The organism is Humibacillus xanthopallidus (genome assembly GCF_044793955.1).
In the GTDB taxonomy this organism is placed as follows: Bacteria; Actinomycetota; Actinomycetes; order Actinomycetales; family Dermatophilaceae; genus Humibacillus; species Humibacillus xanthopallidus_C.
Map to the genome: position 1 here is coordinate 1,469,065 of NZ_CP084995.1, position 17,011 is coordinate 1,486,075.

The 17,011-nt window shown below is 73.1% G+C and carries 14 protein-coding genes; 5 read left to right on the plus strand and 9 right to left on the minus strand.

The features are described 5' to 3' along the window. Nucleotides 1–33: 33 nt before the first annotated feature. From LG278_RS06590 to LG278_RS06600, 3 genes are all read right to left on the minus strand, one after another. Nucleotides 34–1,698, minus strand: a complete 1,665-nt coding sequence (locus LG278_RS06590; RefSeq protein WP_404393561.1) for a long-chain-fatty-acid--CoA ligase — start codon at nt 1,696–1,698, stop codon at nt 34–36. Between the two features lie 114 nt (nt 1,699–1,812). Continuing rightward, a complete protein-coding gene (locus LG278_RS06595) occupies nt 1,813–4,224 on the minus strand; it encodes a heavy metal translocating P-type ATPase (protein WP_404392123.1) in 2,412 nt (803 codons plus the stop codon). 87 nt (nt 4,225–4,311) lie between these two features. After that, the gene (locus tag LG278_RS06600) at nt 4,312–5,133 is read right to left on the minus strand and encodes a PIG-L deacetylase family protein (protein WP_404392125.1); all 822 of its coding nucleotides are present in this window, start codon (nt 5,131–5,133) and stop codon (nt 4,312–4,314) included. A 33-nt stretch (nt 5,134–5,166) separates the two neighbouring features. Between LG278_RS06600 and LG278_RS06605 the strand changes: the two genes are divergently transcribed. The 4 genes from LG278_RS06605 (at nt 5,167) to LG278_RS06620 (ending at nt 7,698) form a co-directional block, all read left to right on the plus strand. Next, a complete protein-coding gene (locus LG278_RS06605; RefSeq protein WP_404392127.1) occupies nt 5,167–6,291 on the plus strand; it encodes a glycosyltransferase in 1,125 nt (374 codons plus the stop codon). A 5-nt stretch (nt 6,292–6,296) separates the two neighbouring features. Then, nucleotides 6,297–7,016 (plus strand): NUDIX hydrolase, encoded by a 720-nt coding sequence (locus tag LG278_RS06610; protein ID WP_404392129.1) that lies wholly within the window; start codon nt 6,297–6,299, stop codon nt 7,014–7,016. Nucleotides 7,017–7,026: 10 nt separating this feature from the next. After that, nucleotides 7,027–7,380 (plus strand): hypothetical protein, encoded by a 354-nt coding sequence (locus tag LG278_RS06615; protein ID WP_404392131.1) that lies wholly within the window; start codon nt 7,027–7,029, stop codon nt 7,378–7,380. A gap of 102 nt (nt 7,381–7,482) precedes the next feature. Further along, nucleotides 7,483–7,698: a hypothetical protein gene (locus tag LG278_RS06620; RefSeq protein ID WP_404392133.1), complete on the plus strand. Its 216-nt coding sequence runs from the start codon at nt 7,483–7,485 to the stop codon at nt 7,696–7,698. A gap of 63 nt (nt 7,699–7,761) precedes the next feature. Here the strand turns inward: LG278_RS06620 and LG278_RS06625 are convergent, their stop codons facing one another. The 5 genes from LG278_RS06625 to LG278_RS06645 form a co-directional block, all read right to left on the minus strand. Then, nucleotides 7,762–8,667 carry a hypothetical protein gene (locus LG278_RS06625; protein WP_404392135.1) on the minus strand — a complete coding sequence of 302 codons (906 nt, stop codon included), beginning with the start codon at nt 8,665–8,667 and terminating at the stop codon, nt 7,762–7,764. Between the two features lie 158 nt (nt 8,668–8,825). After that, nucleotides 8,826–10,391 (minus strand): amidohydrolase, encoded by a 1,566-nt coding sequence (locus LG278_RS06630; RefSeq protein WP_404392137.1) that lies wholly within the window; start codon nt 10,389–10,391, stop codon nt 8,826–8,828. Beyond that, complete coding sequence (locus LG278_RS06635) at nt 10,388–11,380, minus strand: quinone oxidoreductase family protein (RefSeq protein ID WP_404392139.1); 993 nt, start codon at nt 11,378–11,380, stop codon at nt 10,388–10,390. The genes LG278_RS06630 and LG278_RS06635 overlap by 4 nt, the downstream gene beginning before the upstream one ends. Before the next feature lie 10 nt (nt 11,381–11,390). Further along, nucleotides 11,391–12,836, minus strand: a complete 1,446-nt coding sequence (locus LG278_RS06640) for a wax ester/triacylglycerol synthase family O-acyltransferase (RefSeq protein WP_404392141.1) — start codon at nt 12,834–12,836, stop codon at nt 11,391–11,393. Beyond that, on the minus strand, nt 12,837–13,325 hold the full coding sequence (locus tag LG278_RS06645; protein ID WP_404392143.1) for a GNAT family N-acetyltransferase: 489 nt from the start codon (nt 13,323–13,325) through the stop codon (nt 12,837–12,839). A 171-nt stretch (nt 13,326–13,496) separates the two neighbouring features. Here LG278_RS06645 and pcrA point away from each other — a divergent pair, with 171 nt between their 5' ends. Beyond that, nucleotides 13,497–16,016, plus strand: coding sequence for a DNA helicase PcrA (gene pcrA / locus LG278_RS06650; protein ID WP_404392145.1), 2,520 nt, complete (start codon nt 13,497–13,499; stop codon nt 16,014–16,016). Between the two features lie 165 nt (nt 16,017–16,181). Here pcrA and LG278_RS06655 read toward each other — a convergent pair whose 3' ends face one another. Further along, complete coding sequence (locus LG278_RS06655; RefSeq protein ID WP_404392147.1) at nt 16,182–16,880, minus strand: M23 family metallopeptidase; 699 nt, start codon at nt 16,878–16,880, stop codon at nt 16,182–16,184. Between the last annotated feature and the right edge of the window lie 131 nt (nt 16,881–17,011).

Sequence of the window (17,011 nt, forward strand, 5' to 3'; positions counted from 1 at the left end):
CGACGGAGACGACGGAGCGCTACGTCTGGTCGCTCAGGCGTCGATGAGCGACTCACGCACCTGCTTGCGCAGCACCTTGCCGATCTGCGAGCGCGGCAGCTCGTCGACGGCGACCACGCGGCGCGGCACCTTGTAGGCGGCCAGGCAGCCGCGGCAGTGCTGGCGCAGCGCCGCCTCGTCGAGGGTGGCTCCAGGCGCGAGCTGCACCGCCGCAACGACGTCCTCGCTGCCGTCGGCACGGGGCACCCCGACGACCGCCGCGTCGGCGACGTCCGCGTGCTCGCGCAGCGCGGCCTCCACCTCCGAGGGCATGACGTTGAAGCCCCCGGTGATGATGATCTCCTTGATGCGGTCGACGATCGAGACGAAGCCGTCGGGGTCGACCTCGACGATGTCACCGGTGCGGAACCACCCGTCGTCGATGATCGCGGCCCGGGTCTCGTCGGGCTTCTCCCAGTAGCCGCCGAACACCTGGGGACCCCTGATGAGCAGCTCGCCTCGCTCACCGGGAGCCCGGTCGATCTCGGGGTGCTCCGGGTCGACGACGCGAATCTCCGTGCTGGGGAAGGGAACTCCGATGGCCCCGGGTCGGCGGTCGCGTCCGAGCGGGTTGCCGACCGCCACCGGTGAGGTCTCGGTGAGGCCGTAGCCCTCGATGAGCAGACCCCCGGTCACCCGCTCCCACAGCTCGAGCGTCGACGCCGGCAGCGACATCGCTCCCGAGATGGCGAAGCGCACCGAGGTGAGGTCGACCCCGCGCTCGTCCGCGGCCCGGGCCAGGCGCTCGTAGATGGGCGGCACGGCCGGCAGGAACGTCGGCGGGTGCTTCGCGGCTGCCGCGAGCACCATGTCGACGTCGAACTTGGGGAAGAGCACCAGCCGGGCGCCGATGCTGAGGGCGAAGGTGAGACAGAGCGTCAGGCCGTAGGCGTGGAACATCGGCAGCACCGCGTAGATGACCTCCTTGCCGTCCTCCAGCCCCGGCACCCAGGCGCGGCCCTGCGCGGCGTTGGTGCGCAGGTTGCGGTGCGTCAGCATGGCGCCCTTGGGCCGCCCCGTCGTGCCGCTCGTGTACTGGATCGCCGCGAGGTCGGTGGCGCGCGGGCGCGGGTAGTCGGCGGCGAGCTCGCCGTGCGTCAGCAGCAGCCGCCACGGGATGGTGCCCGGCGCCGGCGCGGTGAGGGCCGCGCGCGAGGTGCGCGCCTTGGCGACAGGCAGGCGCAGGGCGAGGCGGGTGCGCAGCGGCATCGCCGCGGTGAGGTCGACCGAGACCACCGTCGTGACACTCGCCGCACCCGTCACGAGCCCCGCGGCCTTGTCCCACACGACGGCGACGGTCGCGCCGTGGTCGCTCAGCTGGTGCTCCATCTCACTGGCGGTGTAGAGCGGATTGTGCTCCACCACAACGGCGCCCAGCCTCAGCACCGCATGGAAGGCGACGATGTGCTGGGGGCAGTTGGGCAGCACGATCGCGACGCGGTCACCCGGGCCGACACCGAGCTGCCGCAGCCCCTCGGCCGCCGCGCGCACCTGCCGACCCAGCTCGGCGAAGGTCGTCTCGGCGCCGAAGAACTCGAGCGCCACGAGGGGGCCGAAGCTCTCGACGGATGTGTCGAGCAGATCGACGAGCGACGAGTCGCGCACGTCGACGTCGGCGGGCACGCCCTCCGCGTAGTGCCCCAGCCAGGTGCGTTCCATGCCATCGGTCACGTCGAGCCGCCTTCGTCGTCGTCGAGGTGCGTGCCGCAGGGGCAGCACGCGTCAGTATGCCGTTCGGTGGGGTCGGCCCGGAGGCGGACGCAGCGATCCCCGTCACGAGCGGTCGCGTCGTCGCAGCCCCGGAGGCCGGCTCGGGTGCCAGCCATGGGGCCAGCCCTGGTGCTCGGGGGCCGGGGTCGCGGGGACGAGGGCGAACGCGCCCTCCTCCTCCTGGCTGTTGTGCAGCCGGCACACGGCGTAGAGGCCGTAGAGCATGCGCCGCAGCTCGACGACGTCGTCGGGAGCGACCGGGGGCGGGCCCGACGCGTCGCCGACGCCGGGCCCGGTGCCGGGGGCCGTCCCGTCGAGGTCGGCGAGGAGACGGCGGAGCCTGCCGACCTGGTGCTCGATCTCGGCGTGGGTGCGCCGCATCGTGGCGGTGGCGTCGGTGCCGAGCGCCCGGTCGACGAGGGGCATGAGCAGGTCCTCGTCCGCGCGCTCGTGGGGGATGAGCTGGTGCTCGAGGCGCTCGACCAGGGCCTCGACCGGGGCGAGGTCGACGCTCTCGCGGGTGAGGTCGTCGGCGACGGTGCGGATTTGCTCCACGGCCCCGAGCGTGAGGTCGTGCTCCTCGCGGAGTCGGTGCGCGGTCGCGACGTCGTCGGCCGACATCGCGATCGTGTGCAGCCGCCCGGGGAGGAGGGCCCGCAGCGCGATCGCTATCGCGAGCACGTCGATGCCCTCCTGGAGCACCGCACCGGCAGCGGGGGGCAGCAGCCCGACGGCGGCGAAGACCATCGCCACGAGCGACAGCCCCATGCCCACGAGCACGGCCTCCAGCGCGATGCGCCGCGACCGGCGGGCGATGAGGATGGCGTCGGCCAGGGCGTCGACGCGGTCGACGGTGAGCACGATGTCGGCCGCCTCAGACGACGCCGTGGCACCGCGCGAGGCGAGAGCCACCCCGACGCCGGCGGCCGCGAGGGCCGGCGCGTCGTTGACGCCGTCACCGACCATGATCGTGCGACCCGTGGCCGACTCGGCCCGGATGACGGCGAGCTTGTCCGCCGGGTCGCAGTCGGCGAGCACCGCGTCGACGCCGACGATCCGGCCGACCGCCTCGGCGACCTCGGCCCGGTCGCCGGTCAGGAGCACGGTCCGGGTGATGCCGGAGGAGCGCAGCATCGCGAGCATGCGCGGCGCGTCGGAGCGGATCGGGTCCTCGAGCAGGAAGGCGCCGGCGGGCACGCCGCCGACGGAGACGAAGACGGTGAGCGAGCCGTCGAGCGAGGCCCGCCGACGCACGCGCTGGAGCCACGGCGGCCGCGTCGAACCCACGATCCAGGCGGCCTTGCCCAGCCGCACCTCGCGACCCTCGACGGTGCCCTCGAGCCCATAGCCGTGCACCTCGCGCACCGCTGTCGGCATCGAGAGCGGCAGGCCCCTCGCGAGGGCGGCGCTGACGAGCGCGCTGGCCAGAGGGTGGGGCGAGACCTGGTCGAGGGAGGCGGCGAGGCGCAGCACCTCGTTGGCGTCGTCGTCGGTGCCCGCCGTCACGGTGGAGGCGAGCTCGGGACGGCCCCTGGTCAGGGTGCCGGTCTTGTCGAAGAGCATGACCTGCCCGGCCGCCAGGCCCTCGAGGGCTGCGCCACCCTTGACGACGACCCCGATCCGGGCCGCGCGCGAGAGTCCCGACATGATCGCGACGGGGGCCGCGAGCAGCAACGGGCAGGGGGTCGCGACGACCAGCACGGCCACGGCGCGCAACGGCGTGCCGGAGACGGCCCAGGCCACGCCGGCCAGAGCCAGGGTGAGTGGCACGAAGAGCATGGCGAACCGGTCGGCCGTGCGCACGAAGGGTGCCGACGACGCCTGCGCCTGCTCGACGAGCCGCACGACGCCGGCATAGGTCGACTCGGCGGCTGAAGCGGTCGCGCGCAGGTCCAGCGGTGGGCCGGCGTTGACCACCCCACTGCGCACGTCGTCTCCCGCGCGTCGCTCGACCGGTCGCGCCTCGCCCGTGAGCGCCGACTCGTCGAGGGTGGCGGCCACCTCGAGCCGGCCGTCGACCGGCACGACCTCCCCGGTGCCGACGACGAGCCGGTCACCGGCCGCCACCTCGCCGACCGGCACCTCGGTGACCCCGTCGGCGGTCACGCGTCGCGCCGTGCGGGGGGTGCGCTCGACGAGCAGGCGCAGCTCGCGACTCGCCCGCACAGCGGCTCGGGCCTCGAGCAGCTGACCGCTCGCGAGCATGACGGAGATCATCGCGCCGGCGAAGGGCTCGTCGACCCAGAGGGCCCCGGCCAGCGCCAGCACGGCGATGACGTCGACCGTCGCGGTGCGGTGCAGCAGCGCCCGGGTCGTCGCCACGAGCGAGACGACGAGTCCGAGCACCGTGGCCACGATCCACAGCAGCCGCGCGACCTCACCGGCGTCGAGCACCGCGGCGACCGCCCCGCCGGCGAGCAGCCCGGTGGAGCCGAGGAAGAAGACCGTCGGCCAACGGTCACGCCACCAGCTCACCCTCCGATCATCCGCCTCCCCGGAGCCGGCGGACGGCGTTGGGGAGCGGGGTCACACGACGGGGCCGGACGGCATACGGCCCGCTCGTCAGGGGAGCCCGTCGAAGACGTCGCGGCGGACCGGGTCGCCGGGGCGGGCCGCCGGGTCGACGAACCACTCGCGCCCGAAGACGAGGTCGTAGAGCGGCCGGGGGATGCGCAGGAAGGCCGCGAGCGTGCGGTCGGCGCCCCCGTCGGCGCTCGCCTGCGACGCGTGGGCGCGCATCGAGGCGCGCTTGGCGCCGATGTGGCGCCGCACGCTGATCCGGTGGGTGATCTCGCTGCGGGCCGAGAAGGCGCGGTCGAAGCTGGAGCGGTCGAACTCCGGCGGGAAGCGATAGACCTTCGCGGCGAGGTCGATGGCGCGGCAGATGGTGTCGCGCGGCACGGTCGCCTCGAGGACCCGGGGAGTGCGGGCGAGCTCGGCCGCTCGGCGACCGACGACGTGCACCTGCTTGTGGTCGGGGTGGCCGTAGCCGCCGTTGGGCTCGTAGGACAGCAGCACGTCGGCCTGCTCTTCCGCGAGGATCGCCGCGAGCCGGCCGGCCGCCTCCTCCACGTCGGCCCGCACGAAGCACGTCGCGCCCGGAGGGTCGGGGGCGACCTCGGGGCCCAGACCGCTGTCGGCGTAGCCGAGGTGCTCGACGCGCGCGACGCCCAGGGCTGCGGCGCTGCGGCGCAGCTCGGCCATGCGGCGACTCGCGAGCGAGCCGTCGGCGGCATACTCCTGCGACGCGAGTCCCAGCGCACCGTCGGTCGCGACGACGAGCACGACCCGGTGACCCTCGGCAGCGGCGCGCGCCATCGTGCCCGAGGTGAGCAGCGCCTCGTCGTCAGGGTGGGCGTGGAAGGCGAGCAGGGTGCGTGGCATCGCCACATCCTCCCGCATGACAGAGTGAGGCCCGTGAAGGTGGCCCTCCTCTCCGACTGCTATCTGCCCAGGCTCGGCGGCATCGAGGTGCAGACGCACGACCTCGCCCGCGAGCTCGTCGCCCTCGGCCACGAGGTCGAGGTCTTCACCGCCACCCCGGGCGCTGGGGGTGAGATGCACGGCGAGGTCACGGTCGTCGACGGCATCCCCGTGCACCGGTTGGCCCTGCGGCTCCCGGGCCAGCTGCCGATCAACCCGCTGGCCCCGCCCGAGCTGCGTCGGCGCCTCGTCGGCGGACGATTCGACATCGCCCACGTGCAGACCGGTGTCGTGTCGCCCTTCGCGTGGGACGCGACCCGGGTGACGCTTCGGCTGGGCCTGCCGACGGCGATGACCTGGCACTGCATGCTCGCCAACCTCGCTCCCGTCTTCGACGCGGGTCGTTTCGTGCGCCGGTGGGCGTCCCGGGGAGTCGCGATGTCGGCCGTCTCCGACGTGGCGGCCGAGCCGCTGCGGGGGCTCGTCTCACCGGGGAGCGCGGTGTCGGTGCTGCCCAACGGCATCGACGTCAGCCGCTGGGCCGTCGGGTCGGCCCCGCGGCCTCCGGGGCCCCTGCGCCTCGTCACGGCGATGCGCCTCGCCAAGCGCAAGCGCCCGGCAGCGCTCGTCGACGTCGTCGCCCGCGCGGAGTCCATCGCTGGGCAGGGCACGATCACCCTGACCATCCTCGGGGAGGGCCCCGAGCGCGCCCGCGTCGAGCGGCACGTGCGCGAGCACGACCTCGGCTGGGTGCGCCTGCCCGGCCGCGTGTCGCGTGAGGAGCTGAGGGAGAGGTATGCCGCCTCCGACGTCTATCTGTCACCCGCACGTCTCGAGTCCTTCGGCATCGCGGCGCTCGAGGCCCGCACCGTCGGCCTGCCGGTGATCGGTCGATCCGGCTCTGGCGTGGGTGAATTCGTACGTGACGGCGTGAATGGCTTTGTCGTGTCGAGTGACTCGGAGATGGCCTCGGCAATCGCCTCTCTCGCAACGGATCCCGCTCGCGTTGCTGAGATGCGCGCCTGGAACGTCGCCCACCGACCCGAGCAGGACTGGTCGCAGGTCGCCCGGATGGCCGTGCGCGAGTACGAGCGGGCGATCTCGCTCGTCCGGAGCTGACCGGCGTGTCTCGGCCGGTGCGCACCAACGTGCCCGGCGGCGTGCACGTCGTCGGAGTCGTCGAGTCCGGCAGGGCCGTCACGCGTGCGGCGCTCGGGCACGGTGCTGACCCGGCGCACGTGCTCGCCGCATCAGGGTGGGCTGCCCGATCCGCCCACTCGGCCACGGTGCGCGAGGACGGGGCGCTCGAGCTCACCTACGTCGTGACCCGGCTGGACGGCATACCTCCTGCCGCGCCGCAGGTGCCGCGCGACGCCGACGTGGCGACCGACGAGGTGGGCGAGGCCTACCAAAGGGTGGCGGCCTATGCCGTCGTGACGAGCGAGCGCGGCGTGCTGCTGACGCAGTTCAACTCCCGCACCGCGATCCCGGGGCGGTGGGGGCTGCCCGGTGGCGGGCTCGACGAGGGGGAGGACCCGGTGGACGGCGTGCACCGCGAGGTCTGGGAGGAGACCGGGCAGCGCATCGAGCTCGGACCTCTCGTGACGATCCAATCGCAGCACTGGGTGGGGCGGGCGCCGGCGGGTGGCGTCGAGGACTTCCACGCCGTGCGCATCGTGTTCGCGGCGACCTGCCCCGAGCCGGGCGAGCCGGTCATCCACGACGTCGGCGGCACGACCTCGGACGCGCGCTGGTTTGCCCGGGCCGAGGTGGCGGGGCTGCCGATGAGCTCGTCCTGGCGGGGGCTGGCAGCCCTGTCAGAGGCCGTCTCCGACACTCCGTAGGATGACCGCCATGGATGTCCTGCACAAGGTCCTCGTCGTGATCCACCTGCTCGGCATGGCCGCTGTCGTGGGCGGCTGGATCGCCGTGCGCTCCGCGCGCACCGTGACGCCGGTCGTCGTGTGGGGTGCCCGCGTGCAGCTGCTCACCGGCCTGCTGCTCGTCGCCTTCGCATCGATGGACACCACCGACGACTGGGCCGTCAACAACACGAAGATCGCGGTCAAGCTCGTCATCTCCCTCGTCGTCGTCGCGGCGGCCGAGATCGGAGCGGCCCGCTCCAAGCGTGGTCAGGACGCCGGCACGCTGCTCGACGTCGCCGGTGGCGCGGCCGTCGTCAACGTGCTCGTCGCCGCACTCTGGTGACCGGCGGGCGTCCTCGGCGCGAGCACGAGCCGCGCGGACGTCGGGGCCCACGGGACCCACGCGGCCGATGCGGCCGACTGGGCAGACGGGGCGAGGGCTGAGATGCGGTGGAACGCGGGTGTGCTGGCCGGCCTGCTCATCGGCCTGGTCTGGATCGTCGCGGCCGTCGTGCTCGTCGTCATCGGCCGCCGCCGGCGCCGGTCATCGACGGCTGCGGGCGCCGGCAACATCGGGATCATCGGGATCTTCCTCGGCGTCGTCGGGGCCCTCACGTGGTTTGCGACCCTGCTGCTCGCCGTCGTCCCCGGCGAGTCCTGACCCCACCGCCCTGCGTGGGCTGAGCGCTCGTCAGACCCACAAAGGCTCAGTGCTGCCCGCCGGTCAGGCCTGAGGGGTGAGGCCATCGAGGGGTTTGTGGGTCCGATGGGTCAGCAGAGCCACCACTCGCTCGAGGACCGACCGCACCCACACCTGCTCGAACATCACCTGCTCCCACGTGAAGCGCAGCACCCGCCAGCCCGCGACCACGAGCTCGTCGTAGCGCCAGCAGTCGCTCTTGAGGCGAGCCCGGCCGGTGTGGAACTCGTGGCTGTCCGCCTCGAGGACGAGACCGAGGGTGGCGTCCACGAGGTCGGGGGCCACCCGCTCCCCGCCGGCCAGCCGGACGCCGACCTGGGGCACGACGGCCAGCCCTTGCACGTCGAGGGCGATCGCGCGCAGGCTCGACTCGAACGGGTTGGCCGCCTTGCGATGCGCGTTGTGGAGGACGCGCAGGACGCGCATCCTCCCGGCGCCCTGGATGTGCGCCCCTGCGCGCATGAGATCCGTGGGTCGCAGCAGCCCGCTCCGCAGCGCGGAGTCGGCGACAGACAGTGCCTCGTCGAAGGGCAGGTGACGAGCGCAGTCGACGACGGTGCGCAGAGGACTCGTCACCCCGCGCTCGACCTCGTGCGGCTCCAGTGCGGCGCGCCGCAGGGTTGCTCGGCCGCGGGACTCGTCACGCACCTTCCGGACACGCGGCACGATGACCTCCGGCCGCTCCGGCACGGTGCGCACCTTCCAGCCGTGGGTCAGCGCAGCGGACCGGAGCGCAACCACCGCGCTCAGCTCGTGGGCGACCCGCAGTGACTGCTCCGCCTGCGGCAGGACGTAGCGGCCCCGCCGCGGGCGGTGCACCGAGCCGTCGGCGAGCGCACGGGCGATGGCGGTGCGGCTGGCGATCTCGAGCAGCTCGCTCCGCGTTGCGACACCGCCAAGGCGGGCCATGTGGTCGACGAGTGCAGGCACCCCGTCACTGTGGCGTGCCGGCCGCGAGGGCCCGCGCCGTTGTCCACAGGTCCTCCGGACTCACAAACCTGCCGCCGTTGCGGTGAGCCCCGCACGGGCCCCGTGGCGTGAGCGGGTTTGTGAGTCCGGGCTACAACCCAGCCGGTATCCCGGGTGGCTCAGCTGCGCTCGTGGGCGAGCTCGCCGCCGATCCAGGTCTGCAGCACCACGGTGTCGCGGATCTCGGCCGGTGCCGACTCCTCGAGCGCCCAGAGGTCGCGGTCGACGACGACGAGGTCGGCGAGCTGGCCGGCCGCGAGCCTGCCGACGTCGGAGCGCCCGACGGCCTCGTGCGGCCCGACCGTGTGCGCGCGCACGGCCTCGTCGAGGGTGATCCGCTCCTCGGGCCGCCACCCGCCGAACGGCGACCCGTCGGCGCGCTGCCGCGTGACAGCGGCGTGCAGGCCGTAGAAGGGGTTCGGGTCCTCGACGGGCGCATCGGAGCCGAAGGCCAGCCGCACCCCGGCGTCGAGGAAGCTGCGCCACGCATACGACGCCAGCCGGCGCGGACCGATGATCTGGTCGGCGAGCTCGAGATCGGCCGTGCAGTGGCTCGGCTGCATCGAGGCGATGACGTCGAGCGTCCGGAAGCGCGGGATGTCGACCGGCAGCACGTGCTGGGCGTGCTCGACGCGCAGCACGTTGTCGTGGCCGTCGGCCCGCACCGCCTCGAACGAGTCGAGCACGAGCCGGTTGGCCTCGTCGCCGATGGCGTGCGTGCAGACGTCGAGGCCGGAGCGCACCGCGAGCAGGGTGCGCTCGAGCAGCACGTCATAGGGCATCGCGGCGATGCCGCAGCCCTCGTGGCCGATGAACGGCTCGGTCATGTGCGCGGTGTGCGACCCCAGCGCACCGTCGCTGAAGAACTTGACCGGCCCGAACCGGAAGCGGTCGTCGCCCTGACCCGACCGCCGGCCCTCGGAGATCGCGAGCTCGAGGTCGCCGTCGCGGGTGCACTTGGTCACCCGCAGCCGCAGGGCACCGTCGGCGTGCAGCTCGGCGTAGGCCGCACGCGTCTCCTCACCGTCGATGTCGGTGATGCTCGTCAGGCCGACCGAGAGCAGCAGCTGCTGGGCGCGCTCGAGCCACGGGCGCAGCGGCGCCTGGTCCTGCTCGATGACGTCGAGCAGGTCCTGCGCCGACTCGCGCAGGATGCCGGTGGGCTCTCCGTCGGCATCGCGCACGATCTCGCCGCCGACGGGGTCGGGGGTGTCGCGCGTGATGCCCGCGCGATGCAGCGCAAGGGAGTTCGCCCAGATCGTGTGACCGTCGACGCTCGAGAGCGCGGCCACGCGGTCGCCCGAGACCGTGTCGAGCGAGTGCCGGTCGGGCTGGACCGGCACGTCCCAGACGTTGTGGTTCCACCGGCCGCTGTGCAGCCACTCGCCGTCCGCAAGCCCCTCGGCGTGCACCCGCACGAGCTCGAGCGTTTCGTCGAGCGACCGCGCCTCTCGCAGGTCGACCGACGACAGGCTGCGGGCCACCCACTCGGTGTGGATGTGCGCGTCGTGCAGGCCCGGCATGACGAGGGTGCCGGGGAGGTCGACGACGTCATCGGCCCCGGCCTCGAGGGCCGACGCCCCAACAGCAGTGATGCGGCCGTCCTCGACGAGCAGCGCATCGGTCCAGGGCTGGTCTGCGTCGCCGGTCCAGATGCGCTCGTGGCGCAGCAGGGTGCGGGTCATGCGCCCGGCACCAGGATGAGCTTGCCGGTGGTCTGTCGACCCTCGAGCGCCTCGTAGGCCGAGGCTGCGTCGGCAAGGGCGTAGCGGCCGCCGATGTCGATCGCGAGTGAGCCGTCTGCAATGGCGCCCAGCACCTCCCGCGCCCGCCACTCGAGCTCGTCACGGTCGGCGACGTAGTTGCCCAGCGTCGGACGCGTCACGAAGAGGGACCCACCGGTGTTGAGGCGTTGCAGGTCGAACGGCGGCACCTGACCGCTCGCACCGCCGAAGAGGACCATCATGCCGCGCGGTCGCAGCGAGGCGAGCGACGCGTCGAAGGTCGCCTTGCCGACTCCGTCATAGACGACGTCGACGCCGCGCCCCGCTGCCGACCGCACCGCCGCGGCGAGGTCGTCCGACGACGAGAAGGTCGAGTAGTTGATGAGGTGCTGGGCGCCGAGCGCCCTTGCGATGTCGAGCTTCTCGTCGGTGCCTGCTGTTGCCACCACGGTGGCTCCGCGTGCGGTGATCAGCTGCACGAGGAGCTGCCCGACCCCGCCGGCCGCGGCGTGCACGAGGGCGATGTCACCCTCCCGGACGGCATACGTGCTGGTGACGAGGTAGTGGGCGGTCAGGCCCTGGAGCATGGCGGCGGCCGCGACGTCGAGCCCCACACCCGCGGGCACGGGCACGACCTTGTCGGCGGGCTTGTTGGTCAGGGACGACATGCTGCCGGCTGCCTGGCACCAGGCCACCCGGTCACCGACGGCGACGCCGGACACCTCCGGGCCCACCGCGGCGACGGTGCCCGCTCCCTCCTCGCCGAGCACGAAGGGGGTGGGCACGGGATAGATGCCCTGCCGCTTGTAGACGTCGATGAAGTTGACGCCTGCGGCCGCGACCTCGACCTGCACCTCGCCGGCGGCGGGGGCCGGCACGTCGTGCTCACGCACCTGCAGGACGCCGCGATCACCGGGCTCGGACACGAAGACGCTCGTCGCAGTGGTCATGGCAGCCACCCTACGACCGCCGGCGACGCGGCTCGCTCCCAGTCGGGCCTGCGGCCCCGAGCCGCACGAGGAGGTCGACCTCGTCCTCGAGGGCGTCGAGCAGCTCGCCCGGGTCGGGCACGACCGACTCGTCGGCGAGGATGCCGATGCGCACCGTGTCGGCGTAGGTGAAGATGCAGAAGCCCAGCGTGTGCTTGCCCGAGCCCGGCACCCAGCCCAGCACTCCGGCCACCGGGACCCCGGCGAGGTGACGCACCTGCCGCGGCCCGGCGACGTTGGTCGTCACGCCGATGGCCTTGTCGGCGAAGAAGTCGACGACCCGCCGCTCGAGCGCCCCCGTCGTGCGACCGATGACCGAGATGAGCGCGAAGGTGAGGGCAGCCTCGGGCGACGCCTTGAGCCAGTCCATCCGCGCCTTGGTCAGCGCGAGGCGCCCCAGCGGCGTGGCGTCGCTGCTGGGGAAGCGCAGGAAGAGCAGCGCGAAGCGGTTGCCGAGCTCGCGCGGCAGCGGCTCGTCGAGGGGTCGCAGGTTGACCGGCACCATGGTGACGAGGTCGACGGGCTCGCCCGGGCGCTCGTGCTGGTAGGTGTGCAGCGCACCCGCGACGGCGCTGAGGAGCACGTCGTTGAGCGTGGCCCCGACGAGGCGCCCGGTCTGCTTGAGCCCGGACAGCGGCAGCGGCTGCGTCCACACGATCCGCTTGCGGTGACCGGGTGAGCCGCCGACGGCACTCGAGGGGTTCGTCGTCAGCAGGAGGTCGGCCACGATCTGGCCGCTGCGCAGCGTGAGCCCCGCCGCGTCGGACGCCGCCGCGCGAACGCCCTTGCGGCGCAGTCGCTTCCACCCCTCCTGCGCCGCCGCGACGACGGGGGAGCGGGTCGTCGCGTCTCCCGCGGCTGGGTCGGTGGTCGAGACTCGAGGAGGAGGTATGCCGTGCAGCTCGGCACTGACGCCGGCGTCGGTGAGGTCGCCCGGCCGGCCCGCGGCGTCCTCCGTGAGACCGAGCAGCACCCGGGTCAGCGCCATCCCGTCGGCGAGGGCGTGGTGGATGCGGAACACGAGCGCGGCACCCGCTCCGTGTCCGCTGACGAGGTGCACCTCCCACAGCGGGCGCGTCACGTCGAACGGCCGTGAGAGGTGACCCTCGATGTAGGCCTGCAGGTCGGCATCGGTGCCGTCCCCGGCCAGCGTCACGCGGTGCACGTGCCGCTCGAGGTCGAAGTGCGGGTCGTCGGCCCACTCGTGCCGGCCGAACGGACCCGGGCGCGGCACGGGCCGCTGGCTGAAGACGGGGTAGGGCTCGACGATGCGCGACCGCACCACGTCGAGCACCCGGCCCCAGTCGGGCACCGACTCGAGCAGCACGACCGAGGTGATGACCATGAGGTTCGTGGGCCGGTCCATGTTGAGCCACAGCGAGTCGACCGCGCTGACCCTCCGGCGTGCGCGCGCCACCTACGACCCCGCCAGCCTCGTCAGGGCGTCCCCGTCGACGCGGTGGGTGGTCCACTCGTCGAGCGGCGTGGCGCCCCGCGAGCGGTAGAACTCGATCGACGGCGTGTTCCAGTCGAGGACGGTCCACTCGAGCCGGGTCCAGCCGTGCTCGACGCAGATCGCCGCGAGCCGCGCCAGCAGGGCGGCGCCGATGCCGTGGCCGCGCTGCTCGGGCTCGACGAAGAGGTCCTCGAGCCAGACGCCCGCCTGCCCGGTCCACGTGGAGAAGCTGCGAAACCACAGCGCCATGCCGACGACCGCACCCTCCCGCACGGCCACGAGGCTGTATGCCGTGGGGTCGCCGTCGGCGGGGAAGAGTGCCGTCTCGAACTGGGCCGGGGTCGCCGTCGCGGCCTCGGGCTCGCGCTCGTAGGCGGCGAGGGCGCGCACGAGTCGGATGAGGTCGGGGACGTCGGCGGGCGTGGCCTCGCGGATCTCGAAGTCGGTCACGACCCCATCCTCGCCCCCGCGGTGCCGGTCGCCCAGCCCAGCGCCGGTGCCGGTCGCCCAGCCCAGCGCCGGGCCGAGTGGGAGCGCGCGCGAGCGGGGGCGTCTACGGGGGTGTGGCGTGTGTGTGGCTGGCGGGCGCTGTGGGCGCCGCGACGTAGGCTGGGGTCCATCATGAGCACGCTCTTCGACGCCCTCTCCTTCCCCGGCTACGACCGCGAGCAGGGGGCCGTGGCCACCGGTGGTTCGAGGGGCACCGGGTCCGCCGCCGAGGCCGGCGCAGTCACGGGAGTGACGGAGCAGGGCGTGCCGACCTGGGCGGAGGCAGCGGCCCGCGGGGGCGTCGACACCCCGGGCACCCGGCATACCGACATCGACCCCGACGCGCTGCTGCGCGGCCTCAACCCGCACCAGCGCGAGGCCGTCGTGCACGAGGGCACCCCGCTGCTCATCGTCGCGGGGGCCGGCTCCGGCAAGACGCGCGTGCTCACCCACCGCATCGCGTGGCTGCTCGGCGAGCGGGGCGCGCAGCCCGGGCAGATCCTCGCCATCACCTTCACCAACAAGGCGGCGGCCGAGATGCGTGAGCGGGTGGAGGCCCTCGTCGGGCCCCGGGCCCGTGCCATGTGGGTGATGACCTTCCACTCCGCCTGCGTGCGCATCCTGCGGCGCGAGGCGGCCAAGGTCGGCATGAAGTCGACCTTCTCGATCTACGACGCCGCCGACAGCCAGCGGCTCATGAGCCTCGTGCTGCGCGACCTCGACCTCGACCCCAAGCGCTACCCCGCGCGCGGCTTCTCCCACCAGGTGAGCAACCTCAAGAACGAGCTCATCGACGAGGAGACCTACGCTGCGCAGGTCGCCGAGGGCAACCACTACGAGCGCACGGTCGCGTCGGCCTATACGCAATACCAACGCCGCCTCCGCCAGGCCAACGCGCTCGACTTCGACGACATCATCATGATGACGGTCAACGTGCTGCAGGCCTTCCCCGACGTGGCCGAGTACTACCGCCGGCGCTTCCGCCACGTGCTCGTCGACGAGTACCAGGACACCAACCAGGCGCAGTACCAGCTCATCAAGGAGCTCGTCGGGGAGGCCACGGGCCCCGAGGGTGCCTATGCCGTGCCGCCGGCCGAGCTATGCGTCGTGGGTGACTCCGACCAGTCGATCTACGCCTTCCGCGGTGCGAGCATCCGCAACATCCTCGAGTTCGAGCAGGACTATCCCGAGGCGCGCACCATCCTGCTCGAGCAGAACTACCGCTCCACGCAGCGCATCCTGCGGGCGGCCAACTCTGTCATCGCGCGCAACGAGGGTCGCCGCGCCAAGAACCTCTGGACCGACTCGGGCGACGGCGCGATGATCACCGGCTACGTCGGCGACAACGAGCATGACGAGGCGGCCTTCGTCGCCAAGGAGATCGACGCGCTGGCGGAGCACGGCGTCAAGCCGGGCGACGTCGCCGTGTTCTATCGCACCAACGCGCAGAGCCGCGCCGTCGAGGAGGTGCTCGTGCGGGTCGGCCTGCCTTACAAGGTCGTCGGCGGCACGCGCTTCTACGAGCGGCGAGAGGTCAAGGACGCGCTCGCCTACCTCCGCGTCATCTCCAACCCCACCGACACCGTCAACCTGCGCCGCATCCTCAACACCCCCAAGCGGGGCATCGGCGACCGGGCCGAGGCCTGCGTGGCGGCGCTCGCCGAGCGCGAGCGCATCCCGTTCGTCGCGGCCCTCGGCCGGGCCGAGGACGCCCCCGGCATCGCCACTCGCTCCGTCGCCGCGATCAAGGGCTTCACCACGCTGCTCGAGCGCCTGCGCACCGCCTACGAGTCCGACGACAGCGTCGCCGCCCTGCTCGAGATGGTGCTCGAGGAGAGCGGCTACCTCTCCGAGCTGCGTGCCAGCCACGACCCGCAGGACGAGACCCGCGTCGAGAACCTCGCCGAGCTCGTGGCCGTCGCCCAGGAGTACGACGAGCGCCGGGCCACCGAGCTGCAGGAGTCCGGCGGTGAGCTGCCCCCGGGCGTCGAGCCGGAGGACGTCGGTCCGGCGGGGGCGCTCGAGGAGTTCCTCGAGCAGGTCTCGCTCGTGGCCGACGCCGACGAGATCCCCGACTCACCCGAGGGTGCGACCGGACCCGACCTCGGGGTCGTCACCCTCATGACGCTGCACACGGCCAAGGGCCTGGAGTTCCCCGTCGTCTTCCTCACCGGCATGGAGGACGGCACGTTCCCGCACATGCGGGCGCTCGCCGACCCCAAGGAGCTCGAGGAGGAGCGTCGCCTCGCCTACGTCGGCATCACCCGGGCCCGCGAGCGGCTCTATCTCAGCCGCGCCGCCGTGCGCTCGGCGTGGGGTGCTCCTCAGTACAACCCGCCGTCGCGCTTCCTCGACGAGATCCCCGGCGACCTGCTCGACTGGCAGCGGCTCGGACCGTCCTTCAGCGGGGCCCGCGGCTCCGACCGTCCGGCCGTCGCCACGCTGGCTGCCAGGCCGGGGGTGCGCAGCGCGGGCAAGCGTCCGGTGATCTCGCTGCACTCGGGCGACCGGGTCAGCCACGACGCGTTCGGTCTCGGCACGGTCGTGCGGGTCGAGGGCGAGGGCGACAAGTCGATGGCGCACGTCGACTTCGGTGAGGAGACCGGCACCAAGCGCCTGCTCCTGCGCTACGCCCCGCTCGTCAAGCTCTGACGGGCCGGGCCGGGGCCTCAGCCAGCCCTGCCCTCAGCCGGCCGCGCCGTCAGCGATGGGCGCTCGGCGGGCCGGACGGCATACACGAGCCGTGACGTGTCGAAGGCCCGCACCCCGGTGGGGGAGCGGGCCTTCGACACGTATGCCGGGTGGTGGCGGGTGCGCTCAGAGGCGCACGCCGCGCTTGGCGAGCCACGTGCGAGGAGCGACTGCACCCGCGTCAGCGGGGTGGATCTCGAGGTGCACGTGCGGGCCGGTGGAGTTGCCGGTGTTGCCGCTGTAGGCGATGGTCTGGCCGGGCACGACGGCCTCCCCGACGGAGACGAGCAGGCGGCTGTTGTGCGCCATCCACGAGACGGTGCCGTCCCAGTACTTCACCTTGACCATGTAGCCGTAGCCCTCGTTGGACCAGCCGGCAAAGGTCACGCGGCCCGTCGACATCGACCGGACCGGGGTGCCGGAGGGAGCGGCGAGGTCCTGAGCGGGGTGCATCTTGCCCCAGCGGAAGCCGTAGCCCGAGGTCAGGGTGTAGCCGGTCACGGGGGTGACCCAGCGGCGGGCGAGGGCGATCGCCTTCTTCTCGGCGTCGGCCTTCGCCTTGGCCTTCGCCTTGGCGGCAGCATCAGCCTTGGCCTGAGCGGCCTTCGCAGCGGCGGCCTTCTCGGCGGCTGCCTTGTCGGCCCGCGCCTTGGCCTCTGCGGCGGTCTCGTTGCCGGCCGTGGAGGCGCTGACGACGAGCGTCTTGGCGTCGCGGGCGACGTCACGCGACGAGCGGGCGCCGGCCCGGCCAGCCGTGGCGGCGGCGACAGCGTCGGGGTCGGCAGCGAGGCCGAGTCCGGCCACGGTGTTGGAGACGTTCTTCATGGCAGCCGCCTCAGGGCTCAACTCGCTCGCTCCGGCGTCGCGGATGAGGAGACCGCCTGCGACGGTCGTGCTGAGCAGAGCAACGGGGACGACATACTGTCGACCCCGGGACGGCTTGAGGGCTGGCCGAT

What these genes read in the sequence shown, in the direction of transcription:
- LG278_RS06590 (WP_404393561.1), bottom strand. Translation starts at nt 1,698, where the DNA reads ATGGAACGCACCTGGCTGGGGCACTACGCGGAGGGCGTGCCCGCCGAC.
- LG278_RS06600 (WP_404392125.1), bottom strand. Translation starts at nt 5,133, where the DNA reads ATGCCACGCACCCTGCTCGCCTTCCACGCCCACCCTGACGACGAGGCG.
- LG278_RS06615 (WP_404392131.1), top strand. Translation starts at nt 7,027, where the DNA reads ATGGATGTCCTGCACAAGGTCCTCGTCGTGATCCACCTGCTCGGCATG.
- LG278_RS06620 (WP_404392133.1), top strand. Translation starts at nt 7,483, where the DNA reads ATGCGGTGGAACGCGGGTGTGCTGGCCGGCCTGCTCATCGGCCTGGTC.
- LG278_RS06630 (WP_404392137.1), bottom strand. Translation starts at nt 10,391, where the DNA reads ATGACCCGCACCCTGCTGCGCCACGAGCGCATCTGGACCGGCGACGCA.
- LG278_RS06635 (WP_404392139.1), bottom strand. Translation starts at nt 11,380, where the DNA reads ATGACCACTGCGACGAGCGTCTTCGTGTCCGAGCCCGGTGATCGCGGC.
- pcrA (WP_404392145.1), top strand. Translation starts at nt 13,497, where the DNA reads ATGAGCACGCTCTTCGACGCCCTCTCCTTCCCCGGCTACGACCGCGAG.
- LG278_RS06655 (WP_404392147.1), bottom strand. Translation starts at nt 16,880, where the DNA reads ATGAAGAACGTCTCCAACACCGTGGCCGGACTCGGCCTCGCTGCCGAC.